Origin of the sequence: Natrinema sp. CBA1119 (genome assembly GCF_002572525.1) — an archaeon.
Classification (GTDB): Archaea; Halobacteriota; Halobacteria; order Halobacteriales; family Natrialbaceae; genus Natrinema.
In genome coordinates, this window is sequence record NZ_PDBS01000001.1 from 3,557,434 (window position 1) to 3,581,426 (window position 23,993).

At 59.4% G+C, this 23,993-nt stretch carries 20 protein-coding genes and 1 pseudogene; 9 read left to right on the forward strand and 12 right to left on the reverse strand.

What is annotated here, in order from left to right:
* Positions 1–51 precede the first annotated feature (51 nt).
* Positions 52–1,048: pseudogene (locus CP556_RS17520) on the reverse strand (IS630 family transposase); the annotation flags it as partial.
* 269 nt (positions 1,049–1,317) lie between these two features.
* Here CP556_RS17520 and CP556_RS17525 point away from each other — a divergent pair.
* Positions 1,318–1,734, forward strand: coding sequence for a cupin domain-containing protein (locus CP556_RS17525; RefSeq protein ID WP_098727463.1), 417 nt, complete (start codon positions 1,318–1,320; stop codon positions 1,732–1,734).
* A gap of 174 nt (positions 1,735–1,908) precedes the next feature.
* Here CP556_RS17525 and CP556_RS17530 read toward each other — a convergent pair whose 3' ends face one another.
* A complete protein-coding gene (locus CP556_RS17530) occupies positions 1,909–2,631 on the reverse strand; it encodes a cysteine dioxygenase family protein (RefSeq protein WP_141551706.1) in 723 nt (240 codons plus the stop codon).
* 241 nt (positions 2,632–2,872) lie between these two features.
* Between CP556_RS17530 and CP556_RS17535 the strand changes: the two genes are divergently transcribed.
* From CP556_RS17535 to CP556_RS17555, 5 genes are all read left to right on the forward strand, one after another.
* Entirely contained in the window at positions 2,873–4,048 is a 1,176-nt protein-coding gene (locus CP556_RS17535) for an MFS transporter (RefSeq protein ID WP_098726782.1), read from the forward strand.
* Positions 4,049–4,492: 444 nt separating this feature from the next.
* On the forward strand, positions 4,493–5,698 hold the full coding sequence (locus tag CP556_RS17540) for an acyl-CoA dehydrogenase family protein (protein WP_098726783.1): 1,206 nt from the start codon (positions 4,493–4,495) through the stop codon (positions 5,696–5,698).
* Positions 5,699–5,726: 28 nt separating this feature from the next.
* Positions 5,727–6,308, forward strand: a complete 582-nt coding sequence (locus CP556_RS17545) for a MaoC family dehydratase (protein ID WP_098726784.1) — start codon at positions 5,727–5,729, stop codon at positions 6,306–6,308.
* Positions 6,309–6,310: 2 nt separating this feature from the next.
* On the forward strand, positions 6,311–7,489 hold the full coding sequence (locus tag CP556_RS17550; RefSeq protein ID WP_098726785.1) for a CaiB/BaiF CoA transferase family protein: 1,179 nt from the start codon (positions 6,311–6,313) through the stop codon (positions 7,487–7,489).
* Positions 7,490–7,608: 119 nt separating this feature from the next.
* Entirely contained in the window at positions 7,609–8,001 is a 393-nt protein-coding gene (locus tag CP556_RS17555) for a cupin domain-containing protein (protein WP_218011972.1), read from the forward strand.
* An 85-nt stretch (positions 8,002–8,086) separates the two neighbouring features.
* Here CP556_RS17555 and CP556_RS17560 read toward each other — a convergent pair whose 3' ends face one another.
* The 6 genes from CP556_RS17560 to CP556_RS17580 form a co-directional block, all read right to left on the reverse strand.
* Positions 8,087–9,271 (reverse strand): MFS transporter, encoded by a 1,185-nt coding sequence (locus tag CP556_RS17560; RefSeq protein WP_218011973.1) that lies wholly within the window; start codon positions 9,269–9,271, stop codon positions 8,087–8,089.
* Positions 9,272–9,339: 68 nt separating this feature from the next.
* Positions 9,340–9,450, reverse strand: a complete 111-nt coding sequence (locus tag CP556_RS27305) for a hypothetical protein (RefSeq protein ID WP_394340745.1) — start codon at positions 9,448–9,450, stop codon at positions 9,340–9,342.
* The gene (locus CP556_RS27310; RefSeq protein ID WP_176548229.1) at positions 9,419–9,892 is read right to left on the reverse strand and encodes a 2-dehydropantoate 2-reductase N-terminal domain-containing protein; all 474 of its coding nucleotides are present in this window, start codon (positions 9,890–9,892) and stop codon (positions 9,419–9,421) included. The genes CP556_RS27305 and CP556_RS27310 overlap by 32 nt, the downstream gene beginning before the upstream one ends.
* A gap of 330 nt (positions 9,893–10,222) precedes the next feature.
* Positions 10,223–11,419, reverse strand: coding sequence for a 3-hydroxyacyl-CoA dehydrogenase (locus tag CP556_RS17570; protein ID WP_098726787.1), 1,197 nt, complete (start codon positions 11,417–11,419; stop codon positions 10,223–10,225).
* 473 nt (positions 11,420–11,892) lie between these two features.
* Positions 11,893–13,794, reverse strand: coding sequence for a TRAP transporter permease (locus CP556_RS17575; RefSeq protein WP_255291497.1), 1,902 nt, complete (start codon positions 13,792–13,794; stop codon positions 11,893–11,895).
* 198 nt (positions 13,795–13,992) lie between these two features.
* A complete protein-coding gene (locus CP556_RS17580; RefSeq protein WP_098726789.1) occupies positions 13,993–15,018 on the reverse strand; it encodes a TAXI family TRAP transporter solute-binding subunit in 1,026 nt (341 codons plus the stop codon).
* A 413-nt stretch (positions 15,019–15,431) separates the two neighbouring features.
* On the opposite strand from CP556_RS17580, the gene CP556_RS17585 reads away from it, so the two are divergent.
* Positions 15,432–16,658, forward strand: coding sequence for an acyl-CoA dehydrogenase family protein (locus CP556_RS17585; protein ID WP_098726790.1), 1,227 nt, complete (start codon positions 15,432–15,434; stop codon positions 16,656–16,658).
* Between the two features lie 135 nt (positions 16,659–16,793).
* Here the strand turns inward: CP556_RS17585 and CP556_RS17590 are convergent, their stop codons facing one another.
* Both CP556_RS17590 and CP556_RS27575 read right to left on the reverse strand, forming a co-directional pair.
* Positions 16,794–17,960 carry a thiolase family protein gene (locus CP556_RS17590; RefSeq protein ID WP_098726791.1) on the reverse strand — a complete coding sequence of 389 codons (1,167 nt, stop codon included), beginning with the start codon at positions 17,958–17,960 and terminating at the stop codon, positions 16,794–16,796.
* An 82-nt stretch (positions 17,961–18,042) separates the two neighbouring features.
* Complete coding sequence (locus CP556_RS27575; RefSeq protein WP_486187776.1) at positions 18,043–18,267, reverse strand: DUF7979 domain-containing protein; 225 nt, start codon at positions 18,265–18,267, stop codon at positions 18,043–18,045.
* 133 nt (positions 18,268–18,400) lie between these two features.
* Between CP556_RS27575 and CP556_RS17600 the strand changes: the two genes are divergently transcribed.
* Together CP556_RS17600 and CP556_RS17605 are read left to right on the forward strand one after the other, a co-directional pair.
* Positions 18,401–19,192 (forward strand): electron transfer flavoprotein subunit beta/FixA family protein, encoded by a 792-nt coding sequence (locus CP556_RS17600; RefSeq protein ID WP_098727466.1) that lies wholly within the window; start codon positions 18,401–18,403, stop codon positions 19,190–19,192.
* Positions 19,189–20,145: an electron transfer flavoprotein subunit alpha/FixB family protein gene (locus tag CP556_RS17605; protein WP_098725395.1), complete on the forward strand. Its 957-nt coding sequence runs from the start codon at positions 19,189–19,191 to the stop codon at positions 20,143–20,145. Before CP556_RS17600 ends, CP556_RS17605 begins: the two co-directional genes overlap by 4 nt.
* Before the next feature lie 691 nt (positions 20,146–20,836).
* Here the strand turns inward: CP556_RS17605 and CP556_RS17610 are convergent.
* Both CP556_RS17610 and CP556_RS17615 read right to left on the reverse strand, forming a co-directional pair.
* Positions 20,837–22,840: a TRAP transporter permease gene (locus CP556_RS17610; protein WP_098726793.1), complete on the reverse strand. Its 2,004-nt coding sequence runs from the start codon at positions 22,838–22,840 to the stop codon at positions 20,837–20,839.
* Between the two features lie 32 nt (positions 22,841–22,872).
* A complete protein-coding gene (locus CP556_RS17615; protein ID WP_098726794.1) occupies positions 22,873–23,889 on the reverse strand; it encodes a substrate-binding domain-containing protein in 1,017 nt (338 codons plus the stop codon).
* Positions 23,890–23,993 lie beyond the last annotated feature (104 nt).

The following is a 23,993-nucleotide window of genomic DNA, read 5'->3' on the forward strand; positions in this document are numbered from 1 at the left end:
GTACCAGATGGCACGATGTCTCAGTCCCCGCCCGAAAGATAGTAGACAGTAGAAATAATTACTCAGTTTTGGAACAGAGGGGTGATCAAATGCGGTATCGATCGCCGTTGGTAACTCGCTAATCGAGTCGAAGAACCGTTTGTTGAGAGTCGCTTGTGACTGTCTCCAGCACCTTCGACTGGCTTATGTTCCGGCGAATACGCCGGTAGCGTGACGAGGGCGAGGTCGTCACGGGCCGCCAGATCCGGGACGGCCGACGCCTGAAAGTACGGTGCTCCATCTAACACAATGATCAAGTCATCTTCAAACTCTTGGCATAATGCAAGAATGAAATGTTTTGCGTGATCGGCAGTAACGTACTCTTCGAATCGAGAGAAAAAGCGATCATCGTCCTCGGTGATCGCGCCCAAAAGACACGTCCACCCACGTTGTCCGGATAATTCGATAGACGGCCGCGTGCCGCGCGGAAACCACGCGGCACGCGGCTCGACGTGGACCGATTTCTTGGTTTGATCGATACGGACTACCGTGGCGTCCATCTCCCGCCGCTTTGTTTGCGATTCTCACGGATCGCTTCTTGCTCATCAGCATCAGATTCGACGGCTGTACGGCGAGGTTTTTGATAACTCAATCCCGCTTCGTTGAGCAGCCGCCGACAGCTCGGGATTGAGTACTCGACATCGTAGGTCTCGTCGAGATATTGCTGGACGAGCGCCGGCGTCCACGCCGGCGCGTCAACGCCAACTTCTTCGGGAGATTCATGAACGATCTCTTCGAACTCTTTTTGCTCTTGTTCTGATAGCTTTCGTTTTCTCCCAGATCGATGAGCATCAGTAACAGCCTGCTCAAGCGACTCATCGGTGTCGAGTCGCTTGAGCCAGCTATAGATCGTCCGGCGCTGAACGCCGTACCACTCAGCTAGTTCAGTTTGCGTAAGACCGTTTTTGTACGCAATTGCTGCTAAGAGCCGTTGTGTCGGCTTCTTTCCTTCCACATTGTCGAGGGCTGTTTGTAGTTCCTCGACAGAGATTTCGTCGAGATGCTCCACTACACTCGACAACAGTATCTGAGTAAAAAGCTCTAACGGTTACTATTGAGGAACGAGTCATGCGTTTTGGCGGTAGCGGTGCGGCTGTCAGTGCCCACGGAGCTGCCGAAGGCGGCGAGTAGGCCGGGGTAGTTCAGTGCATGGAGCACGTCGAAACGCGACACCGTACTTTTTCAACTGTCTCTGAACGCCGCTACGAGACGGTCCCGTGAGAGAGCGTCGTAGCGATGCAAAACTTATAGTCTCCCAAGCTAATACTTCACATGGGTATGGAGTACACTGTTGTCGATAGCGAGGATGTACCGCTCACTGACCTCTCTGAAGTCGACGAAATGCCGCCGGATCTGGACATTCGGGCCGTTGACGAGGAACTCGACTGTCAGAATACTGCGGTGAAGATCTGGTACTTCGACGAGGGCGAAGAGATCGGCTATCACGCGCACACGGAGCAGGAGGAACTCTTCTACGTCCTCGAGGGGACGTTCTCGTTGAAACTCGGCCGCTCGGGCGAGGAAGAGTTCGTCGAGGCAGACGAGGGGACCTTCTGGGTCGCCGCGCCGAAGATCGGCCACGGCCATCGCTGTATCAGTGATGATGGCGGCGCTGTCCTTGCGTTCGGCGCGCCACCAGTCGACGACCCTGGCCGTGATCCGCACTCGATTTCCGACGAAGAGAGAGACGGCTGACGGCCCGTGAAACCGGCTGTAACGCCGCTGAATCTCACTCAAATTTTCGGACCTAACGGTGCTGTGGGATAGTTGTATTAGCTGAGTAATCGGAAGGGGCGGGACGATTCCAGTCAGACGGTGTTGCCGTGGCTCCCGTTCTTCGAGTCGTCGGTCCGACTCACTCCCGCTCAGTCACGTGTCGCCGTTGTGAGTATGATCGTGGTCGTGCCCATGCTGGTGTCCGTGTCCCGTGTCCGACGTTTCGAGAACGTCCTCGCACTCGACGTTCGTGTAGCCGGAATGGAACAGTTCGACTGAGCCACCGTCGGCGTCGAACGCATGCCGTTCGATACAGCCGACATCCGCGCCGAGCAGGTGGACGCTGACGCTGGGTTCGTCCGATGTCGTTTCGACGGAGTGGATATCGTTGTTTGGCGGAATCAGTTCGTAGTAGTCACCTCGTTCCATGCGCTCGGTCCGAATCCGTTCGAGCTCCGCCTCGCCTTCGTCGTTCGTTGCGTCATCGACCCGGCGGTAGAAGTCTTCGCGTTGCGTTCCACCGTAGATTCCGACGAGTCCCCAGGCGAGATGATCGTGGACCGGCGTCGAGGCGCCCGGCGGAAGGACGAGTGTGAACACCGACAGTTTGTTTCCCTCCCGGTACAGCAGCCACTGGGCGATGTCCTCTCCCATGTTGCCCTTGTCGTCCACGTCGTCCATGGCGAGTTCTTGATACCGTTCAGCAAGCCAGTCATCGTCCGCGAGGAGTTCCTCGAACGGGTCCGCCAGCGACTCGAGCAGCGCGGGAACCTCTTCGTGCTCGTCGGCGGTCGCTTTCACCGTTGCGACGAATTCTCGCAGTCGATCGTTATCGTAGATGAACTCCGGTTCGGGGTCCGATTCGGGTGACGCCATCGTACTGTGGTGGATGTCATCAGTGACCATAAACGCTCGCCCGTCGTCCCACAGCGGATCGGCAGGATCGGCCCTGTTGCCTCGCGAAGACCGGACGGAAGCAGGAGCATCTCGAGACGAACGCCGTCGCGATCCGATGCCGTCTCTCACGGTGACGAACAGAATACTTATCATTGCGACACGGTAACGACCCGTCGTGAGAAATAGCTCTTTCAGGCCCCTCTCCGCGTTCAGGAACGGCGTGCTCGAACTATGGAGTGGCGGACGCGGAAAGGTACTCACCGCGGTCGCCGGCGGCTGGTTTCTCTCCGTCGGCGTGCGGATGATCTATCCGGTCATGCTCCCGTCACTACGGTCGGCCTACGGACTTAACCTGACGACCGCCGGACTCCTGCTGACGGTGTTGTTCCTCGCCTACGCGTTCGGCCAATTTCCGGGCGGTGTCCTCGCGGATCGTTTCGGAGAGCGATTCACGCTCACGGCCAGCGCGGTGATCTCCGCCGGAACGCTGACCCTCGTCATCACCGCCAGATCCGCGATCGTCCTCTTCGTCGCGACGGCGCTGTTCGGGTTCGGAACGGCACTGTATGCAGTCGGTCGATACACCGTCCTCTCCCGGCTCTACTCGGAGCGACTCGGCGCTGCGAACGGTGTGACGGCCGCTTCACAGGACGCCGGCCAGTCGATCCTTCCCCCGATCGCCAGCGTGCTCGCGGCGACGTACCTCTGGACGTACGGATTCGGTTTCGTGATTCCGCTGTTCATACTCGCGGCCGTCGCCCTCTGGCTCGTCATTCCGATTCGTTCCACGAGTACGTCGAACGGCGACTCGGGCTTCAGTCGGGACGACCTCACGGAACTCAGATCGGCGTTGAGACGGCCGACGATCGTCTCCGCGACGGCGGCGTTGATCCTCGGCCTCGTCGTCTGGCAGGCCTTTACGAGCTTCTACCCGACGTATCTGATCGAGGAGAAAGGGCTTTCGGCGACCGTCGCCAGTCTCCTGTTTGGGACGTTCTTCGCGCTCGGCATTTGTATCAAGCCGCTCTCCGGGGTGGCGTACGATCGATTCGGCATCCGGCGGTCGCTCGTGATCGTCGCGAGCGGTCCGACGATCGCCCTCGTCATGTTGCCGTTCGTCGACGGACTCTGGGGTCTCGTCGCGGTTACGGCGCTCGTGAGCACCCTGCTCGGCTTCGCGACGGTCCTCGAGCCGTCGTTGCTTCGCTCCCTCCCTGCGGATATCCGCGGCACGGGGTTCGGAATTCTCCGATCCATCGGGTTCACGATCGGCGCGATTAGCCCCGTGCTGTTCGGAGCGGCGGCAGAACGCGGCTTCTTCGACGAGGGGTTCACGATACTGGCCGTCTTCGCGGCCGGAATGCTCCTCCTGGCGTTTCGAATTCCCGAGAATTAATGCTCGTTGCCACGACCGGTACTCGGTAACCGTCCGCCGCATGGGACACGGTAATCGCTCGCCGCACCCGAGTCGGAGAACTGCACACAGAGAGCGGGTCCCTCGTATCGGCCGGAGACGCCGAAACACTTCCCAAGACATCACGATTGACTCCGGTTCACCGTGTGCTGATCGACGGCGTCGCCTCGAGGGATCACAATATAGTAGCCACTGAAATGATTCACACACTGATCGCACAGCTGTCGGTCGATCAGGCGTACAATGACTTGCAGTGGCTACTATAGGGCAGCGGCTGATCGGCCGTTCTTGGACAAAACCGGAACCTGATCGTCGATTGGCGACGCAACGTTCGTTCCGAGCGCTTCGCATCACAGATCGACGCCGCTGACTCAGTTCGACGACGAGGACATAATACTTTTACCCCGTTCCACCGATGTGAGACTGATGGCCCAACTCCTCAGCGACGCTGTCACGCTGACCGAAAGTCAGCAGTTGGTACAGACCAGCGTCCGCGACGTTTGTTCGAATTTCGACCACCAGTACTGGCGTAACCAGGCCGAAGCGGGCGATTATCCCCGAGAGTTCGTTGATACGCTTGTCGACCACGGATGGATGGGTGTCCTCATTCCCGAAGCGTACGGCGGTGCCGGAATGGGGACCCGGGAAACCGTCGTCATGATGGAGGAAATTGCCGCGAACGGCGGCGGATTCAGTGCCGCGCAGGCGGTCCACGGCGGCGTGTACAACTCCGTCCCCATCGTCGAGTACGCCAGTGAGGAACTGAAACGTGACCTGCTTCCCCGGGTCGCGGACGGCGAGGCGTCGATTCAGGCGTTCGGCCTGACCGAGCCGAACGCGGGCTCGAACTCGACGGCGATCGAAACGCGCGCGGAAAGCGACGGGGACGAGTACGTCATCAACGGCCAGAAGATCTGGACCTCCCGCGTCGACGTCTCCGACTACATCGTCCTCGTCGCGCGAACGACGCCGCTCGAGGACGTCGACAAACGAACGCGTGGAATTTCGATGTTCCTCGTCGACATCGATGACGCCATCGAGCAGGGGGCACTCGAGATGGAGCCGATCCCCAAGTCCGCCAGCGACTTCGTTCACTCGTTCGAACTCTGGTTCGACGACCTTCGCGTCCCCGCCGAGAACCTGATCGGCGTCGAGGGCGAGGGGTTCTATCAGGTGCTGGACGGCCTCAACGAGGAACGGCTCGTCATTGCCGCCGAGTGCATCGGGCTGGGTCGGCTGGCGCTCGAGCGGGCGGTCGACTATGCCAACGAGCGAGAGGTGTTCGACCGCCCGATCGGTTCGAATCAGGCGGTCCAGCACCCGCTCGCGGAGGCATACGCGCGGTTGCAGGCGGCCAAGCAACTGACGTACAACGCGGCCGACCGAGCGGCCTCAGACGAGGATGTCGATCTCGGCGCGTACGCGAACGCGGCGAAGTTCCTCGCGGCCGACGCGGCCTACGAGGCGGCCGACGCCGCGGTCCAGACCCACGGCGGATTCGGCATCGCGACGGAGTACGATGTCGAGCGTTACTTCCGCGAAGCCAGACTGACCCGGCTCGTGCCGATCACCCAGCAACTCGCCCTGAACTATCTCGGCGAGAACGTGCTCGGCCTGCCGCGCTCGTACTAATTGAAACACGACTCACGATAGAACCCCCATGACGGACCACAGCGAGACAGCGGACGACAGCGAGGAACCGACAGACAAACGACTCGTCGAGGGCTGGCACGGCCGATACTACGAGGATTTCACGGTCGGTGATGTCTACAAGCATCCCTTCGGCCGGACCGTCACCGAGACGGACAACGTCTGGATGACGAACGTGACGATGAACCTCAACCCGATGCACTTCAACGAGGCTTACGCCGCCGAGACCGAGTTCGGCGAGCGACTCGTCAACGGTCTCGTCGTCATCTCGACGGCCGTCGGAATGAGCGTCGTCGACGTTTCGGTCAACGCCACTGCGAATCTCGGCTACGACAATATTCGTCACCACAGCCCCGTCTTCCACGGTGACACCCTCTTCGCCGAGAGCGAGGTCCTGCACAAGCGAGAACTCGAGTCCCGCGACCACGTCGGCATCGTGGAAACCGAACTCCGGGCGTACAACCAGCACGACGACCTCGTACTCAGCCTCGAGCGCACGCCGATGGTGCTGAAACGGGCACACGCCGATCCCTCTGCCGCGGAGCCGCCGGGCTGGCCGGAGGGGATCGGAACCCAGCCGGAGGACCTCTAAGCATGTTCGCACTCGACGACATCACGGTTCTCAGCCTCGAGAACGGGATCAGCGCGCCGCTGTGCACCCGGATGCTGGGTGACTTCGGTGCCGAGGTGATCAAGGTCGAACGACCGGACGTGGGGGACGTAAACCGCCACTGGGATTCTGTCGTGTACGGTGATTCGTCCGCCCACGCGTGGGTCGATCGGAACAAACTGAGCGTCGAACTGAATCTCAAGAACGAGTCGGGGACCGCTATCTTCCACGAACTGGCCGAAGAGGCCGACATCGTCGTCCAGAACTCGTCGCCCGGCGTTGTCGAACGACTCGGCGTCGGGTACGACGACATCAGGCAGACTACCGAGGATATAATCTACCTGAACATCTCCGGCTACGGCCGGGACGGCCCCTACAGCGATCGGAAAGCCTACGATATGGTTATGCAGGGCGAGACCGGGCTGATTCCGATGAACGGCTCGCCGGACGCGCCGGCGAAGATTCCCCTGAGCGTCTGCGACATCAACGCCGCGACCTACGGAACGATCTCGACGCTCCTCGCGCTCTTCCACCGCGAACGCACCGGCGAGGGCCAGGAACTTGACGTCACGATGTTCGGCGGGATGCTCTCGTGGCTCGGCTACTTCCCGCACAAGTACTGGCACAACGACGAACTGCCCGAGCGGATCGGAATGCGCCACCACCTGCTGACACCCTACGGACCGCACGAGACGGCCGACGAGCAGTACGTCAACTACGCCATCCTCAGCGAGGCGCACTGGGAACTGCTCTGCGAGGGCGTCCTCGAGCGTCCCGACCTGCTCGAAGACGAGCGGTTCGCAGACAACGAACGCCGGGTCGAGAACCGCGACGTTCTCGAACCGATGATCGAGTCCCTCATCGCGGAGGAGTCCCGCGATTACTGGGCCGAACGGTTGACCGAGGCGGGTATTCCGTGGGGTGACGTGAACCAGCTCGACGAGGTGCTCGACCATCCGCAGACCGAGCATCTCGAACTGGTCAAAGAGCTCGAAACGGAGGACGGCCCGGTGCCGTACATCGACAATCCGATCGACTCCGACTCACTCGAGTTCGCGGCCGAGCCGATGCCCGATCTGGGCGAGGACACTGACGACGTGCTCGGGGCGCTGGGGTACTCGGACAAGGAGATTGAGCTGCTGCGTACGGAAGACGTAATTTAGGCGGAGGGACGTGCTCCAATCGGAGAGACCACCCTGCACGTTCGCTCGCGCCGCGGAAGGTGCGATCGACGATACTCACGATTGAACGGCTCCGCAACCGTTCCGGCAGATTCGATCGTTTGGCGTTTCTTTATGCTTCTCGTCGTCGAGGCGGGGCCCTGTTCAGCCGAGTCAGCGTCGACGACCTCGAGTTGCGGAGCGTCGACGACCTCGATCAGCGAGGGAAAGCGGTCGGGTACGACCTCCAACCGGAAGCGATGCGACCGAACAGCTGGGTGTTTGAACAAGGGGACACCGGCAACCGCCATCACCACCGCGAGCAGGAGGAGCTGTACCTCGCCTTCGACGGCCGGTTCCGACTAAAAATCGGCGACGAAACGATCGAACTCGAGGCCAAAGACGTCGTGGTCGTCTCGCCGGAGGAGTGGCGGCAGGTGACGGCGCTCGAGGACGGAACGCTGTTCGTCGGTGCACCGAACGTCGCGGACGATGGCGTTTGCGAGGACGACTGAGACGGTCGCACAATCGGGAAGAGGCGGTAGAGCTGTCTCGAGACGGCACCTCCCGCATTCATCGAAAACGATCCCACAGTTGAGTTCAGTACCCCAGATCGAGAACGGAGTTGCAGACGACGGCTCCGAACGCGAGTGCGCAGAGTCCCGCCAGGACGCTGTACGATACGCCCCACCCGAACAGATCGGCGAGGAGGCCGACACCGAACGATCCGGTTGAGCCGAAGACCACGTACACTGTCCGGACGAGTCCGAACCCCGCGCCCCGCTCGTCGTCACCCAGCACGTCCATGAATCGCGGTTCCAGCGAGGCGAAAAAGCTCGAGCCGATGCCGAACAACAGGACACCGAGCGCGACCGCGACGAGACCGGGACCGGCAACGAACAGCGCGAGCCCGCCCGCTCCGGCGATCAGGCAGGTCGCGACAGCGAAGTCTCGGCCGACTCGATCTGAGAGGACGCCGACGCCGATCTGAGCGCCGCCCCTGACGACGAAGTACGCGGAGAAAACGAGACCCGCCAGCGCCGGTGACTGCGCGCGGTGTTCGACGAGAAACGTCGGCAGAAACGTGACGATTCCGTTGACCGCGAACGTCGCGATGATCGCGATGAGAAGGGTGAAGGCGATCTGCGGTCTCGAAAGATACTCCAGGAGCGGAGCGATGGCGAACTGCTCCCGCATCGATCGCTCGGGGTGGCGCGGCTCGGTGGGCCGGATCCGCCACGTGAAGAGTACGAAGATCGGAACTGCGACCAGGACGGCCAGCGCGACGGCGGGCCGCCACCCGTACCGAATACCCACCCAGGAGGCCATGACCGGGGCGAGCAGGCCGGCCAGGGGCGCTCCGAAGGAGTGGAGGCCGAGCGCGGTCCCGATATCGTCGTAGGTGCGAGAGAGCAGCGTCGTCGCGACGCTGTAGTGAAGGCCGGCAACGCCACCGAGGAGGACGACGCACGCGGCGAACACCACGAACAGGGGCGCGATAGCGGCCAGGAGACTAGTAACTGCCGTCCCGCCCACCGCGACCGCGATAATGCGTTTCTCACCGAAGCGTTCCGCGAAGACGCCGCTCGGGAACTGCGTCAGCCCGTAGGCGATCCACATGCCGGAAAGCGAGATCCCGATCTGCGTGTTCGAGACGTTGAAATCCTCGATGATGAACGGAACAACCGGGCTGACGAGTAGACGGGCGAAGTACGTCACGAAAAACGCGAACATACAGAGGACGAGGACCGTGTGACGATATTTCCAGTCCGTTCTCGAGTTCATCTGCTATCGGCATTCAGTCGAAGCTATATGGATGTGATGGATCCGCTTCGAGTCCGACCGATCGGCCGTTAGTTGGCGTGACCGCGATCGAGATCACTCCGCTCGAGACCCCGGATGAGGTGAGTAACGAGTTCGTTGACCGGCACGTCAACGTGCTCTTCGCGGGCGATTTTGACCAGTGCACCGTTCTACTCCGTCGATTTCGATTCTCCGCTCTGCGCGCACGTCCTGGAGCACACTGGACCGGTGAGTCGACTCGAATCGACTGATCGTCCCAGTTCGGGTCATCGCGTCGACGGCCGACTGGCGGTGGTGGAGCAACCACACGTCGTGTCCGATGGCCCGTAGTTTCCCACCGAAGAAACAACCGAGCGCACCGGTTCGGATGACTGCGATCCCTACGACTAGCCCCTCGATTGCCAGTGGTTTACTCGCCAGAGTCTGCTCTCTCCCTAGAGAACGAAGTACGTTGAGCGCCGCGGGCAGAACTGTGATTGGCGCGAACGGACACCACCGATCGTTCTGCATTACGGAACGAGGACTCAGTTCGCAACTTTTATTCCTGCACCATATTCTTCGAGAAGAATTTCTATTCGAGCCGTGGGACGGGTCGGAGAGCATCGACGCTATGAATTACATCTATACGATTGTAAATGTCTGGTACTTTCGATGATCGGAGTGTGATACCAACACCTATCGTGTTCTGCATTGAGGAACACCGGCGTAACGGGATTATATCGCAGGTACCCGATCGATGAGACGGTATCTGGAGAAGTACGAAGAGAACGCAGGGAGACTCCGGTTCCGTATTGCGGAACGACGGGGAACCCGGATCGGAGACCGGCGATAGCGCCGCTCGAGAGCGCCACCGCGGAACCGTCGTAGCTACTGAGAAAGGGTAGAAGCGTGGGCGCGAAAAGAGGGCCCACCGGTTTCCAACTGCTGGGACGGTCAGTAGAACGTGTCGCCGTTCTTCGCCTTCTCGACGAGCAGGTCACACGGGAGCGTTTCGGCGAGTTTGTTCGTGTCCTCGTGTCGGCTGGCGACTTCGGTCAGTTTCTCGACGACGACGTCGAGGCCGACCTGGTCCGCCTTTTCGAGCGGTCCGACCGGCCAGTTACCGCCGAGTCGAGCGCCGGTGTCGATATCTTCGACGCTCGCGACGTCGTTTTGGACCATCTTGGCCGCTTCGTTGACGATCGGGGCCCAGACGAGCAGCGTATCGAAGCCTTGGCCCGCGTCGACCGAGATCTGCGGTTCGTCACGTTCGTCGTAGTCGTAGTAGCCCGCGTCGGCCTTGCGTCCGTATCGCCCCTTTTCGTACAGCTGATGCAGAATGGGGCAGACCTCCGTATCGTAGGACATCGGTCGATCGTCCTCGAGGTGGTCCTGTTCCCCTTCGATTCGAACCTGTATCCCGCCCGTGAAGTCGGCGAGTTCGAACGGCCCCATCGGGAATCCCTCTTTGAACTTCATCGCGGAGTCGATCTCCTCGATCGCGTATTCGCCGCGATAGACCATCCACGCGGGGCCTTCACCGTAGGGACGCATCAGTCGATTGACGATGAACGAGGGAATGTCGATCTTACACCGGATCGGCGTTTTGTCGAACGATTCGATGAGCGCTTCCGCGGTGTCGCCGACGGAATCGGGCGTGTGTTCGGTCATAATGACCTCGACCAGATCCATCAGCATCGGGGGATTGAACCAGTGCGTTCCGACGACCTGTGACGGGCGATCGGTCACTTCGGCGAGCCGGGTGATGTTGAGCCCCGACGTGTTCGTCGCGAGGAGGGCCTCCGGCGGTGCGACGTCATCGAGATCCTCGAAGATATCCTCTTTCACCGACTGCTGCTCGACCGCCGCCTCGGTGACGAAGTCCGCGTCGCCGACTGCCTCCTCGAGATCGGTCGTGAACTCGAGTCGGTCGATCGCACCGTCGACTTCCGCCTGGGTCGCGTTCCCGCTTTCGACGGTCTTCTCGTACGACCATTCGATCTCCTCTCTGGCCTCCACGAGTTGTTCTTCGTCGATGTCGTTGACTGTGGTCTCGTAGCCGGATAACGCGGCGACGGCGGCGATTCCGCGTCCCATTTGACCGCTCCCGATCACTGCGACAGTCTCGATGGTGTCACTATCTACTACCATGTGCAGTCGGTTCCCAACGCGGATAAAAAAGTGTACCGTTCAGAGAAGACAGACGACGAATTTCCGACTCTATAGTAGTCACTGAAACGAATTACACACTATCACGGAAAGGCGATGGATGACGTTCGACTCCCTGAACGGGTATGGGACGTTCTGCGTGGTCGTCGACGAGGAATACTCGCCGGAACATTACTCGGCCGAGACATTGTGCGGTCGTCTGCGACGAACGTGAGGGACTGCTCCGGGAACGTTCACGTGAGGGGTGGAAGTCTTTTTTGGAGATGCGAATATGGTGTTCGCGAACCGCTATAGACCGTTCGACCGCCGGTTCGGGTGTGAATGAATCCTGTCCGAACGAGGTGGACGGGTTACCTCTCGCCGAACGATGGCATCGTACCGAACAGTATCCAATGGGGATTCGGAAATCGTCCTGTACCGTCTCGAACCAGTAACGCGGTCGGAAATACTCCCCGTTAATTTCCCAGCTTCGAGCCCAGTCGGGCGATTTCAACGCGCTTATTTTCGAACGCGAGGAGACAGATAATACCAACTACTGCAGCGCCCTGAATCACCAATGGACCCCACATTCCGACCCCGGAAAGGGCCAGGTAGAGTCCCCGGTGCGGGAGGGAGATCGTACGCTGTCCATTGAATCCGGTCGTTGCGACCGTGAGAGACGCTATACTCACGAAAACGAGGCAGGCAGCGACGATCGTTTCGGGGAACGACCAGTAGAGGAGGCTGTCGTTCGTCACGAACGCAAACGGAATGACGAATCCGGGTGCACCGATCCGGAGCGCCTGTTTGCTCGAGGTGAGGAAAGACGCATCGGCGATCTTCGATCCGATCGCAACTGCGATTGCCACGGGGGGTGTGATCGCCGAAAGCATCGCGAAGTAAAAGACGAACATATGCGCCGTGATTTCTCTCACGCCGAAGCCGACCATCGCTGGCGCGACGAGAATGACGACCAGAATATAGGCGGCCGGTGTGGGCATTCCCAGCCCGAACATGATGCTGGTAATCGCAGCGATGAGCAGAAGGAATACGAAGATGCCACCAGCGAGACCGACCATCTGGGCGCTGATCTTCTGCGTGAGCCCCGTCTGGGTTACCATGCTGAGCACGATTCCGAGAGATGCCAACACGCCGACTAACGGGGCTACGTCGACGCCCCCCTGTCTGAAACCGTGTATCGTTTGTTTCGTCGTTTCAGCAGCGACGGATAGCGATAGCCCGTCAGTCATGAAGTTTCTCACATAGACGGTTCCGATTAATGCGATCGTGGAGTATAGCCCGGCTCCGAGCGGCGTGAGACGCATGACGGCGAGCGTATACGCGAGCACAGTCAGCGGAACCAGAAAGTGAATACCGGACAGGAGGACACTCTTGTCGAATTTTCCGGTGTTGGGGACCGTCCATCCGTATTTGAGTAACACTAGATGGACAGCGATGAAGACGCTGAAGTAGAACAACGCTGCAGGGAGAATTCCAGCCTGAATCACGCGAACGTATGATATGCCGAGCATGTCCGCCATGAGAAACGCTGCGACTCCCATCACTGGCGGAAGCATCTGTCCACCGGTCGATGCGACGCTCTCGATCGCGGCAGCGAAGTCTTTCCTGATCCCCTGGTCTTTCATCATCGGGATGGTAAAGCTGCCCGTCGTCGCAGTGTTGGCCGCGGCACTACCCGTGATCGACCCCATCACCATGCTCCCCACGACGGCGATATGGACAACGCCACTTTTGAGTGATTTCTGGGTTTCCTGTGAGGCGTCGATAATGAAATCCATCAGTCCGTACACCTTTGCGATCCCGGCGAACATAATGAAAATCGCGACCCACGTCGAGCCGACAGTGAGGATAAACCCATAGACACCGGATAATCCAATCGCACCGTTACGGCTGATCTGCTCCCATCCAAGGCCGCTGTGACCGAATACTCCTGGGAGAAGGGGCCCGATCATCGTTGTCGCGTACAATAACGATCCCGCAACGACGGCTGCAATCGCCTTTCCGTACGCGCGATACGTTGCATCTACCGCGAGAAGGATAATAACGACTCCGATAAGGAGGTCCGTCTGTGACCAGCCCATGATCGGTGCGTCGCTCAACAATCGATCGAAGTTGTGTTCGACGTAGGCGGTCGCACCCACTGCAACAATCGCGAGCAGGAGACAAACAACTGGGTTGGCTCGAGTAATTACGGGACGAACGTTTCTTCTCCAGATCGTACTACTCCGGTCAAACCATCGCTGCAGTCGGCTACTGACTACGTCGATTTCATCGGTCAAAACGCGTTTTCCCCCCTTCCCAGAAGGATCGGCTACAGTTTCCCCGCTATCGTCGATCGCCTCCTCGATCTCTCGCATGTAGAAGAGGAAGAGACCCATCCCGAGGAACAGATTCGAGAACCGAAGTCGACTCATCGGTAACGCGTATGCGAAGTAGAGTGTGGCTACCGTTAGTGCGACTCCGGATGCAAATATTACGCCTCGGAGGAGCGACAGTGCATGTGCTGATCGGCTGGATACGGACATATGTGATTAGTGTGTAATCGCTTCGCTCAGTTATTCGTCGGCTCGACCGCCTTTTGCGAGGTCCCACATGTCGTTCTCCTCGTAGAAATCGGCGGCCGCCGGATGGAACGGGACGGTTTCATAGGAGTTCTCTACCCAATGGGTTGGATCCTCGTGGAAGGAGAGTATATTATGGTAGTCACTCAGTGATTCTCGGTTCTCGTACATAACACTGAGTGTTTCGTAAATAGCGTCGTACCCCACATCGTTACGAGTAACGAAGTTGAAATTTGCAGTTGGCACCATCAGTTGATCCTCTGGGACATTAGCATAGCCCTCAAACTGAGTCATATCCACTTCGACCATCGAAATGAGCGGATCCGATTCCATCTCAGAGACGGCGTTATCCGGCCACTTCAACACACTGAGGTCGACCGTGCTCTTCTGTTCTTCGACGTACGAACCTTCGATCGCGCCATTCATCAGCGGAACGATACCCACATCGAGCGTCCCTTCCTGGAAGGGGCCGGCCTGCTGAGTGAATCGCACGCTCGTTGCATCGTAGTCGTCAACGACGTATCCCAGTGCCTTTTCCAACATGTCTCTCGTCCCGGCACCCTCTTCAGCGGGAGAGACACGACTATCCGATCCGATATCACTGATCGAATCCCAGTCGTGTGGCGTCACGAAAAGGAACGGGGAAGACATCCAGTGGATGACCTCGTTCAACTCGAAACTCAGGTTATCATAGGGTTCCATCCCCTCCGTTACTCGAACAGCGTCAAAGCTCTGCGTGTACGCGACGTGAGCTTCGTCTCGCTGAAGACGACCGATGTTTGCGCCAGTTCCTTTGCTGGGCTTTGCCTCCATTTGCACCTCGTCCGACTCCTCATTGACGAGTGACGCAATGCCCTGAACGGACGCATACGACGAGCTCTCCGACGCCATCGTTGTCCAGATCGTGTTCCCTTCCCCTGTACTCTCGCCACCTAAACAACCGGTGACTCCAAGAACCCCTGCTGCGGCTGCCGTTTGTAGGAACGATCGACGTGCTAACTTATCACTCATATTCGGCATACGATAGAAAGATAGTACTGGGTCATAAACATACCGGTTACGTGAGGAACGCCTCGAGGGAGCGATCAGGGGAAGATCGCGATCGTGATAGCGAGGTATTTTGCGGGTACCATCGTCTTTTCACGACTATCACTTGGTAGTATTTCACGGAGCTTTCGACGGGAATATCGACCTGTTATACTCAACTACTGGCCTGATAATACACGCGAATCTCACAGGATATCGAACAAAATAACGAACTTAGGTTGTTATTCTCACTGCGGCGTGCTATTGAAATACTCGCGAAGGGTAGTCAGCAGTTCCACGACAGCCTCCGTCGACAGTCGGATCTGCGCGGAATACTATAGAGGGACGATTCCCTCGTCTGACGGGAGAGAAACGGGTTTATATGCAAGCGAAACGGATCGTGCGACATGACACAGAAATCGGCTGCGAGCACAGGTGTGTCCTTCAATCTCGACGAGGAGACAGAGCTTATTCTCCAGAGCCTCGATGAGTTCGTCGAACGGGAGGTCGAGCCGATCGTAAACGAAATCGAGACGGAGCTTACGAACCCGCGATTGGGTCACGAAGCGAACGGGAAAATCGTCGACGACGTACTCGAGGCGATCGATCAGATCAGGAAGCAAAGTGCGGAGGCCGGGTTTTACGCGATGAACATGCCCGCCGACGCCGGTGGCGACGACGTTTCGGCGGTGACCTGGTATCTGGCGAACAAGCAACTCTCAGCGACGGGCGTCCCCCTCGCCGAGCACGTACTCGCCGGCCCGTCAGGTCCCAAACCGCTGCTCGCGCAAGCGGACGGCGAACAGCGGGAGAAATACCTCGAGCCGACCATGCGTGCGGAGAAAACGACCGCTTTCGGCCAAACCGAACCCGGCGTCGGATCCGACTCGCCGAACATGGCTACTCGCGCCGAGAAGGACGGCGATGAGTGGGTGCTCAACGGCACCAAACAATGGATCACGAACGCGCCGTACGCGGATTTCATCCAGGTGTTTGCACGGACCACGTCGCAGGAGGAAGCCGGCCGCTACGGCGGCATCACCTGCTTCATCGTCGAGGAGGACGAGTACGAGATCGGTTCGTTCAACAACGCCGTCGGTCGCGAAGGAATGCAAGCAGAGGTCCACTTCAACGACGTCCGCCTCTCGGAGGACCGAATCCTCGGGGAGGTCGACAACGCGTTCTACGATGCGATGTCGTTCCTCGGACTGGGGCGGGTCGAAATCGGAGCGCGAGCGGTCGGTAACGCCGAATGGTTACTCGATCGTGCGACCGAATACGCGAACGATCGGGAGGCGTTCGGGAACTCGATCGGTCAGTTTCAGTCGATCGCTCACAAGATCGCACGCGGTCGAGCGAACGCGTTCGCGGCCGATACGGTCGGCCTTCGATGCGCGTGGTCGCTCGATCAGGGCGACGACGTTATCGCCGAATCGTCGATTCTCAAGTGGTTCGCGACGAACACGTTCTGGGAGATCGCCGACGACGTCGTCCAGATCCACGGTGCGAACGGCCTTTCCGAGGAGAACGAATTCATGGACCGCTTGCACTACGCACGGACACAGCGCATCGTCGAAGGAACCGACGAGATTCAGCTCAACACGATTGCGAAACAGTACGGCGTTGATATGTAACTCCAGTACGATCCGAATCGTCGAGTCGCTATTCCGTAACGGAGTGCAGTTTCAGAGTACAGGTTCCATTCTTCCACCGAGTCGTCACCCATCGCCGAGCACACGACGAAGTCAGCGCCGGTCGAGTACCGTGTCCTACACGCGTTCGACGATCGTCGCGACGGCCTGACCGAACCCGATGCACATCGTTGATAGCGCAGTGTCTTGGCCGGTTCGCTCGAGTTCGTGGACGAGTTTCGTAACGAGCGCGCTGCCCGTCGCCCCGAGCGGATGACCGTGGGCGATCGCTCCGCCGTTGACGTTGGTGTCCTCCCACGAGATCCCCGTTTCGTTGAGCCACGCGGCGACGACCGACGCGAACGCCTCGTTGACCTCGAACAGATCGATATCACCGGGCTCCATGTCCGCCTTCTCGAGAACTTGCTCGGTCGCGGGAATGGGGCCCGTCAGCATCAGTACCGGATCGACGCCGACGACTTCGGTCTGAACGACGCGAGCCATCGGCTCCCACCCGTGTTCGTCGGCGGCCTCCTCGCTCGCTACGAGAAGCGCACTCGCACCGTCGACGATTCCGGAGGAATTCCCCGCGTGGATGACGCCGTCGCCCTCGTCGCGAAACGCCGACGGCAGATTCGCGAGCGTCTCGAGATCCGTGTCTGGCCGAGGGTGTTCGTCCTCCTCGACGACGATTCCTTCGCCGTCGACTTCGGTCTCGACGGGGACGAGCTGACTGTCGAACCGTCCCTCGTCCTTCGCTCGCTTCCAGCGGCGGTGTGAATCGACGGCGATTTCGTCTAACTCCCGCCGATCGAAATCCCACTTCTCAGCGACTCGTTCCGCGCTTTCGCCCTGATGGACCAGCTCGTCGTAGTGATCGAAGTAGGTGTCAGTCATGTCGGGCTCGGCCGTCTTTCCGCTCCGGTTACTGGACATCGGGACCCGCGTCATGTGTTCGATGCCGCCGGCGACGACGACGTCGTGAAAGTCGGCGCGGACGTTCGCTGCGGCCAGATTGAGCGCCTGTTGTCCGGAACCACACATTCGATCCAGTTGGAAGCCCGGAACGGTATCGCCCCACCCGGCGACCATGGGTGCGATACGTCCGATGTTCGATCCCTGTTCGAACACCGGCTTGACGCAGCCGAACATGACATCCTCTATCGTCGTTGGATCGAAGCCGTTACGCGCTTGCAGCGCTTTCAGCGGGGCTGCCGCGAGGTCCTGCGGGTGCGTGTCCCGAAACGATCCGTCACGTTTTCCAAACGGTGTCCTGACGGCGTCGACAATCACGGCTTCAGTCATGGTCGTTTGTAGTGATAGCACATACCGTAATAGGGATTACGGTGTGACTGATGGATCGACCCGTTCGTCGACCGTCGTACGGTTATTCGCTCACAATCTCGTAGTAACTCGTGTATTTCACGCAGTCGCAATTGCGAAGTCCGTCTGCGATACGAATCTCCACGGTGCTGCTACCGGGTTCAAGAAGGGACGGGAACGCCTCTTTCGCTCGCTCGCCGAGTTCGTCGTAATGACACACCCGAGAATCCGACGGAACGTCGTCGATTCGTCGTACAGTGACATTCTCACTCATGCTATTTAGTAGCATCGCCGATCACTTCATTGTTACTCTCACTTCCCACTGCTCGTCCAGATTTAAACCACGCTGCCTGCCGGCGATTCCGACGGGCGGGCCTTCGAGATAAGAATCTTTTTACGATCGAACTCCGATGAATCTCACGATGAAGATTCTCGTTACGGTCAAAGAGGTAGCGACCGTCGAAGACGAGTTCGAAATCGAGGGAACCGAAATTGCCGACCAGTACCTCGGTGCCGATCTCAATGAGTGGGACGACTACGCGATCGAAGAGGCCGTCCAGCTCCAGGAAGACGGTATCGCCGACGAAGTCGTCACCGTCACCATCGGTCCGGAAGAGTGCGAACAGACCATCCGACAGGCCCTCGCAAAGGGCGCCGACCGCGCCGTCCGCGTCTGGGATGACTCCCTCGAGGGCGTCGACCTGCTCGACGTCAACGCCAAGACGGAGATCCTCAGCGCCGTCATCGAAGCGGAAGATCCCGACCTCGTCCTCTCGGGCGTCCAGGCCGGCGACGACAGCTTCGCCGCGACCGGCGTTTCCGTGGCCGAGAACCTCGGCTTCCAGTGGGGCGCCGTCGTCAACCACCTCGAACACGACCTCGAGGAGGGCGTCGCCTCCGTGCGACGCGAACTCGAGGGCGGCGTCGAGGAGTTCACCGAACTCGAGCTCCCGGCCGTGTTGACGATCCAGACGGGGATCAACGAGCCTCGCTACGCCAGTCTCCGCGGTATTCGGCAGGCACAGCGGAAAGAACTCGACGTCAAGGCCCTCGCCGATATCGGCGTCGACGAGAGCACTATCGAATCCGAACTCGACCTGACGGCCATGTACGAGCCCGAAAGCGAGAGCGACGCGACGTTCTGGGAGGGCAGCGCCGACGAAACGGCGTCTGAGCTGGGAGAACTGCTCCGCGACAAGGGGGTGGCACAATGACGGACGTCCTCGCGGTCACCGACCACCGCCGCGGCGACCTGCGCGACGTCAGCTACGAGATTATCACCGCCGGGCGCGAACTCGCCGACGAAACCGGCGGCGACCTCCACCTCGCGGTCATCAGCGGCACCGTCGACGACTTCGCCGACAAACTCAATCGCGACGGCGTCGACGCTATCCACACCGTCTCCCACGGCGAGGAGTTCAACCACGACGTCTACACGCAGGCGATCACGCAGCTCTACGACGACCTCGCCCCGCAGTACGTCCTGACGCCCAACAGCGTCAACGGGCTCGACTACGCCCCCGCCGTCGCGAACCAGCTCGATCTCCCCGTCGTCACCGACACGATCGACCTCGAGACTGACGGCGAAACGCTCGTCGCCACCCGCGAGATGTACGGTGGGAAGGTCGAGACGACCAACGAACTCGAGGGCGAGGCGGTCGTCACGATCCGAAGTGCCGAATGGCCCCAGGCCGAAGGCACCGGCGACGCCTCGATCGAGGCCTTCGACGCCGACATCGACGAGGACGCCATCGGCTCGACGGTCAGCGGCTTCGAAGAGGTCGGCGGCGGCGACGTCGACATCAGCGAGGCCGAACTCCTCGTCTCGATCGGCCGCGGGATCGAAGAAGAGGAGAACCTCGACCTGATCCGTGATCTGGCGGACGCGCTCGGTGCGACGCTGTCCTCGTCCCGACCGATCGTCGACAACGGCTGGCTGCCCAAGAACCGGCAGGTCGGTCAGTCCGGAAAGGTCGTCACGCCCGACGTCTACATCGCCATCGGTATCTCCGGCGCAGTCCAGCACGTCGCCGGCATGAAGGGCTCCGATACGATCGTCGCGATCAACACGGACCCCAACGCGCCGATCATGGACATCGCCGACTACGCGATCGTCGACGACCTCTTCGATGTCGTCCCTGAACTCATCGACGAGTTCGAAGGCTGAGCAGGCGTCACGGTCGATTCGAGTCGATTTTTTGCGCGAGTGGTCGCGAACAGCGTGAGCGACCCGAACGGAAAAAGGTGGTCGCACGTCGTCCCCGAACTCATCGACGAGTTCGAAGGCTGAGCGGTCGTCCCGCGAGCGAACGTGGTTCGAGAGAGCGTCGCTCTCTCGTGACTGAGCGAATCGAAGATTCGCGATGTCCGCGAACGCGAAGCGTTCGCTTGATGACGAAAGACGCGAAGCGTCTTTCGAACGGCAGTGAGCGGTCTTCCTCGTGAACGAAGTGGACGAGGGCTCGGAAAAACTCCGTTCATCCGGTGTTTTTGGTCGCGATTTTTCTCCGAGGGTAAGTAGCGCGGGACCCCGGTTCCACGGACCGTTCGCGCAGCGATACCGTGCGAAGACGAAGCGAACTCGAGTGGAAAAAGGTCGGACTGAATTCTCGTCGGACTATAGTAGCCACTGAAACGAGTTACATACTGATCGGACAGCTGTCGTTCGATCAGGTGTGCAATGATTTTCAGTGGCTACTATCGGTTACAGTGACGTTCAGTGGCTACTATATCGGGACACTGTCGAGTTGGGTGCAGGGCCGCTTACTGGCGGTAGTCGTATGGAATCGCGTTGCATCCCTGAATCACTCAAAATAGATGATGATTGTGAACACAGCGAACGATCCATAGTCGGGATGTTACTCTGCCAACACTCTCTGGGCCGAACTGGAGACGGCGCTGTTTGCCACCGCTAACAGGGAGAGGATACCCGCTGTTGCTGCGATCTGAACCACGAGCGGACCCGCGATTGCGAGGGCAGAGAGGACGAGATAGATCGCTCGTCGCGGAAGGCCGATCCGTTCGCCCCCGTCGTAGCCGATCGTGGCGACCGAGAGTGCGACGACGCCAGTAAAGACGAAGACAACGGCAACGATCGTCTCCGGGAACGACCAGGAAATAAGCGACTGGTTCGCGATGAACGAGTAGGGAATGACGAACCCGGGTGCACCGATACGGAGCGCCTGTTTACACGCTGCCGTAAAGCTAGCGCCCGATATCTGCGACCCGATCGCCACGGCGACGGCAACGGGCGGCGTGATCGCAGAAAGCATCGCGAAGTAGAAGACGAACATATGGGCCGTAAGCTGGTCGACGCCGAAGCTGACCATCGATGGTGCCACGAGGATGACGACGAGAATATACGCTGCGGGCGTTGGCATCCCGAGTCCGAATAGAACGCTCGTTACCATCGAGAGAACGAGGAGCAAGATGAAAATCCCAGCGGCGAGATCGAGCATCTGCGTACTGATCTTCTGACTGAGCCCCGTCTGATTGACCAGGCCGAGGACGACGCCGAGCGATGCGAGCATCCCGACGAGCGGGGCCATATCTACTGCCCCCTGTCTGAAGCCATCTATCGTCTGTTTCGTCGTGGCGACGGCCGTTCCCGACTCGAGACCGTCGACGACGAAGTTCCGGAGGTACATCGTGACGACCAGCGAGATGATCGTATACAGACCCGCTCCCAGCGGGGTGAGCTCTAGTACGACGAGCGTGTATATGAGGACGAAGAGCGGGACGCTAAAGTGGATCCCCTCGGCGATCACACTTCTGTCGAACGTTCCCCGTTCGGGTACCGTCCATCCGAACCGGAGTATAACGAGGTGCACCGCGACGAGGACGCTGAAGTAAAAGAGAAGCGCCGGAATCAGTCCCGCTTGGATGACAGTGAGGTAGGAAACCCCGAGAATATCGGCCATCAGGAAGGCCGCGACGCCCATCACCGGCGGCATCATCTGGCCGCCGCTGGATGCAACGCTCTCGATCGCGGCCGCATAGTCCGGCCGGACGCCCTGGTCTTTCATCATCGGAATCGTGAAGCTTCCGGTCGTTGCCGTATTCGCGGCCGCGCTCCCGGTGATCGAGCCCATGGCCATACTTCCGAGCACGGCAACGTGAACGACGCCACTGTGGAACACTTTCCGTACTTCACGGCTGATCTGCGTGATGAAGTCCATCAGGCCGTAGGCTTTCGCCATACCGGCGAACATGATGAAAATCGCGACCCAGGTCGTCCCAACGCCGAAGATAAAGCCGTACGCGCCGCTGAGACCGATCGCACCCTCGCGGCTGATCTGTTCCCAGCTCATTCCCGTGTGTCTAAATATCCCCGGGAACCAGGGGCCCGCAAATGCGTAGAACACCGAACTCACCACGACCAACCCGATCGATTTTCCGTACGCCCGCCACGTCGCGTCGATCACGAGATAGATTATCAACCCGCCGACGATCAGATCCAGTTGCGTCCAGCCGAGGATCGATGCCTCCTCCTGCAGTCGAGTGAAGTGGAATTCGACGTATCCCGCTGCGAATACGGATGCGAGGGCTAACAACCCATAGACGAACGGGTTCAGTCGTTGGACGAGCGAACGGACGGACGACGGAACGGTGACCCACGACTGCGTCTCTCCGTCGTCAGTCGATCGCGCCGAAGACCCCGTTTCGTTCGAGACGGTCGACCTGATCTGTAGGAGGTAAAACAGGGTCAGTCCCGTCCCGAGGAATATATTCGAGTATCTGAGTCTCGACATCGGGTATTCGTACGCGTAGTAGATCGTGAATAGCGTGAGCAGCACGCCGATACCGTAGATAGCGGAGCTTAGAAACCGGTCCGTCTTCGTATCAGGGGAAGCATTCATCATTGTTATCTTGAGGACGGCAGTCGTCGCTCTCCTTACTCCTCTCCGCGTACGAACTCATCGCTCCAGATGCCCCATTCCTCGTATAGATCGGCGGCAGCGGGATGGAACGGGACATCTTGGTACGAGCTCTCGACCCAGTACTCTGGCTCCTGCATGAACGCCAGAAGGTCGTGGTACTCCGCCAGTGCCTCGCGGTTCTCGTAGAGGATTGTCAGTGCTTCCGTAAGCGTGTCGTAATCGATGTCATTACGGACGACCCAGTTATACGAGAGTCGGAGCGTGGTCACCTCGTCCGGGGTGTGTGCGTAGCCCTCGAAGCCGGTCATATCCAGTTGGGAGACCTCGAGCAACGAGTCGTCTTCGAGTTCGCTCACAGCGTCGTCCGGCCACTCCAGCACGCGGAGATCGACGCTACTCTTCTGTTCTTCGACGTACGACGCCTCGATGTTACCGTTAATGATCGGAAGGGCACCGACGTCGAGCCGTCCTTCTTGCATCGGGCCGGACTGTTGGGTGTAGGCGACGCTGACTCGGTCGTAGTCGTCGACCGCATAGTCGAGACCCAACTCCAGATAGGGTGCAGTTCCGGCACCTTCTTGGGTCGGCGAGACGCGCGTGTCTGACTGGATATCGGCGAGTGACGTCAGATCTTCGTTCGCGGTCACGAAAACCCAGTCGGTATCGAGGAAGTGCAGGAGTTGATTGATATTGAACGAGAGCTGATCGAACGGTTCGATTCCCTGATGAACGCGTTGTACGGTGTAGTTCTGGTTGTACGCGACCTGCGCTTCCTCGCGCTGTAGCCGTCCGATATTCGCGTCCGTTCCATCGCTCGTCCGGGCCTCCATGTAAACGTCGTCGCTGTTCTCGTTTACAACGGCAGCCATTCCCGTTGCACCCTGATATCCACCGCTGCCTTCGGACGTCGTCGTCCAAATCAGGTTTCCATCGTCCGAATTAGAGCCGCCCGAACAGCCGGCGAGGCCAGCAATTCCTGCGACACCAGCTGCTTTAACGAAGTTTCTCCGGTTCGTATTGCTGTCGGCCATTGCTGTCTACCCCATATCATTGTGTGATAATAGTTGTTTTGGTCGCTGTTAGCATGTGATGACTGCGCCGTGCGAAAGAGCGGTTCTACGGAGAAACGAGCCGG

Coding starts and splice junctions, on each gene's coding strand:
- CP556_RS27575 (WP_486187776.1), bottom strand. CDS start 18,267: ATGCTACTAAATAGCATGAGTGAGAATGTCACTGTACGACGAATCGAC.
- CP556_RS17530 (WP_141551706.1), bottom strand. CDS start 2,631: ATGGCGTCACCCGAATCGGACCCCGAACCGGAGTTCATCTACGATAAC.
- CP556_RS17590 (WP_098726791.1), bottom strand. CDS start 17,960: ATGACTGAAGCCGTGATTGTCGACGCCGTCAGGACACCGTTTGGAAAA.
- CP556_RS17525 (WP_098727463.1), top strand. CDS start 1,318: ATGGAGTACACTGTTGTCGATAGCGAGGATGTACCGCTCACTGACCTC.
- CP556_RS17545 (WP_098726784.1), top strand. CDS start 5,727: ATGACGGACCACAGCGAGACAGCGGACGACAGCGAGGAACCGACAGAC.
- CP556_RS17610 (WP_098726793.1), bottom strand. CDS start 22,840: ATGATGAATGCTTCCCCTGATACGAAGACGGACCGGTTTCTAAGCTCC.
- CP556_RS17570 (WP_098726787.1), bottom strand. CDS start 11,419: ATGGTAGTAGATAGTGACACCATCGAGACTGTCGCAGTGATCGGGAGC.
- CP556_RS27310 (WP_176548229.1), bottom strand. CDS start 9,892: ATGCTCTCCGACCCGTCCCACGGCTCGAATAGAAATTCTTCTCGAAGA.
- CP556_RS17585 (WP_098726790.1), top strand. CDS start 15,432: ATGACACAGAAATCGGCTGCGAGCACAGGTGTGTCCTTCAATCTCGAC.
- CP556_RS17560 (WP_218011973.1), bottom strand. CDS start 9,271: ATGAACTCGAGAACGGACTGGAAATATCGTCACACGGTCCTCGTCCTC.
- CP556_RS17600 (WP_098727466.1), top strand. CDS start 18,401: ATGAAGATTCTCGTTACGGTCAAAGAGGTAGCGACCGTCGAAGACGAG.
- CP556_RS17550 (WP_098726785.1), top strand. CDS start 6,311: ATGTTCGCACTCGACGACATCACGGTTCTCAGCCTCGAGAACGGGATC.
- CP556_RS17605 (WP_098725395.1), top strand. CDS start 19,189: ATGACGGACGTCCTCGCGGTCACCGACCACCGCCGCGGCGACCTGCGC.
- CP556_RS17580 (WP_098726789.1), bottom strand. CDS start 15,018: ATGCCGAATATGAGTGATAAGTTAGCACGTCGATCGTTCCTACAAACG.
- CP556_RS17575 (WP_255291497.1), bottom strand. CDS start 13,794: ATGCGAGAGATCGAGGAGGCGATCGACGATAGCGGGGAAACTGTAGCC.
- CP556_RS17540 (WP_098726783.1), top strand. CDS start 4,493: ATGGCCCAACTCCTCAGCGACGCTGTCACGCTGACCGAAAGTCAGCAG.
- CP556_RS17615 (WP_098726794.1), bottom strand. CDS start 23,889: ATGGCCGACAGCAATACGAACCGGAGAAACTTCGTTAAAGCAGCTGGT.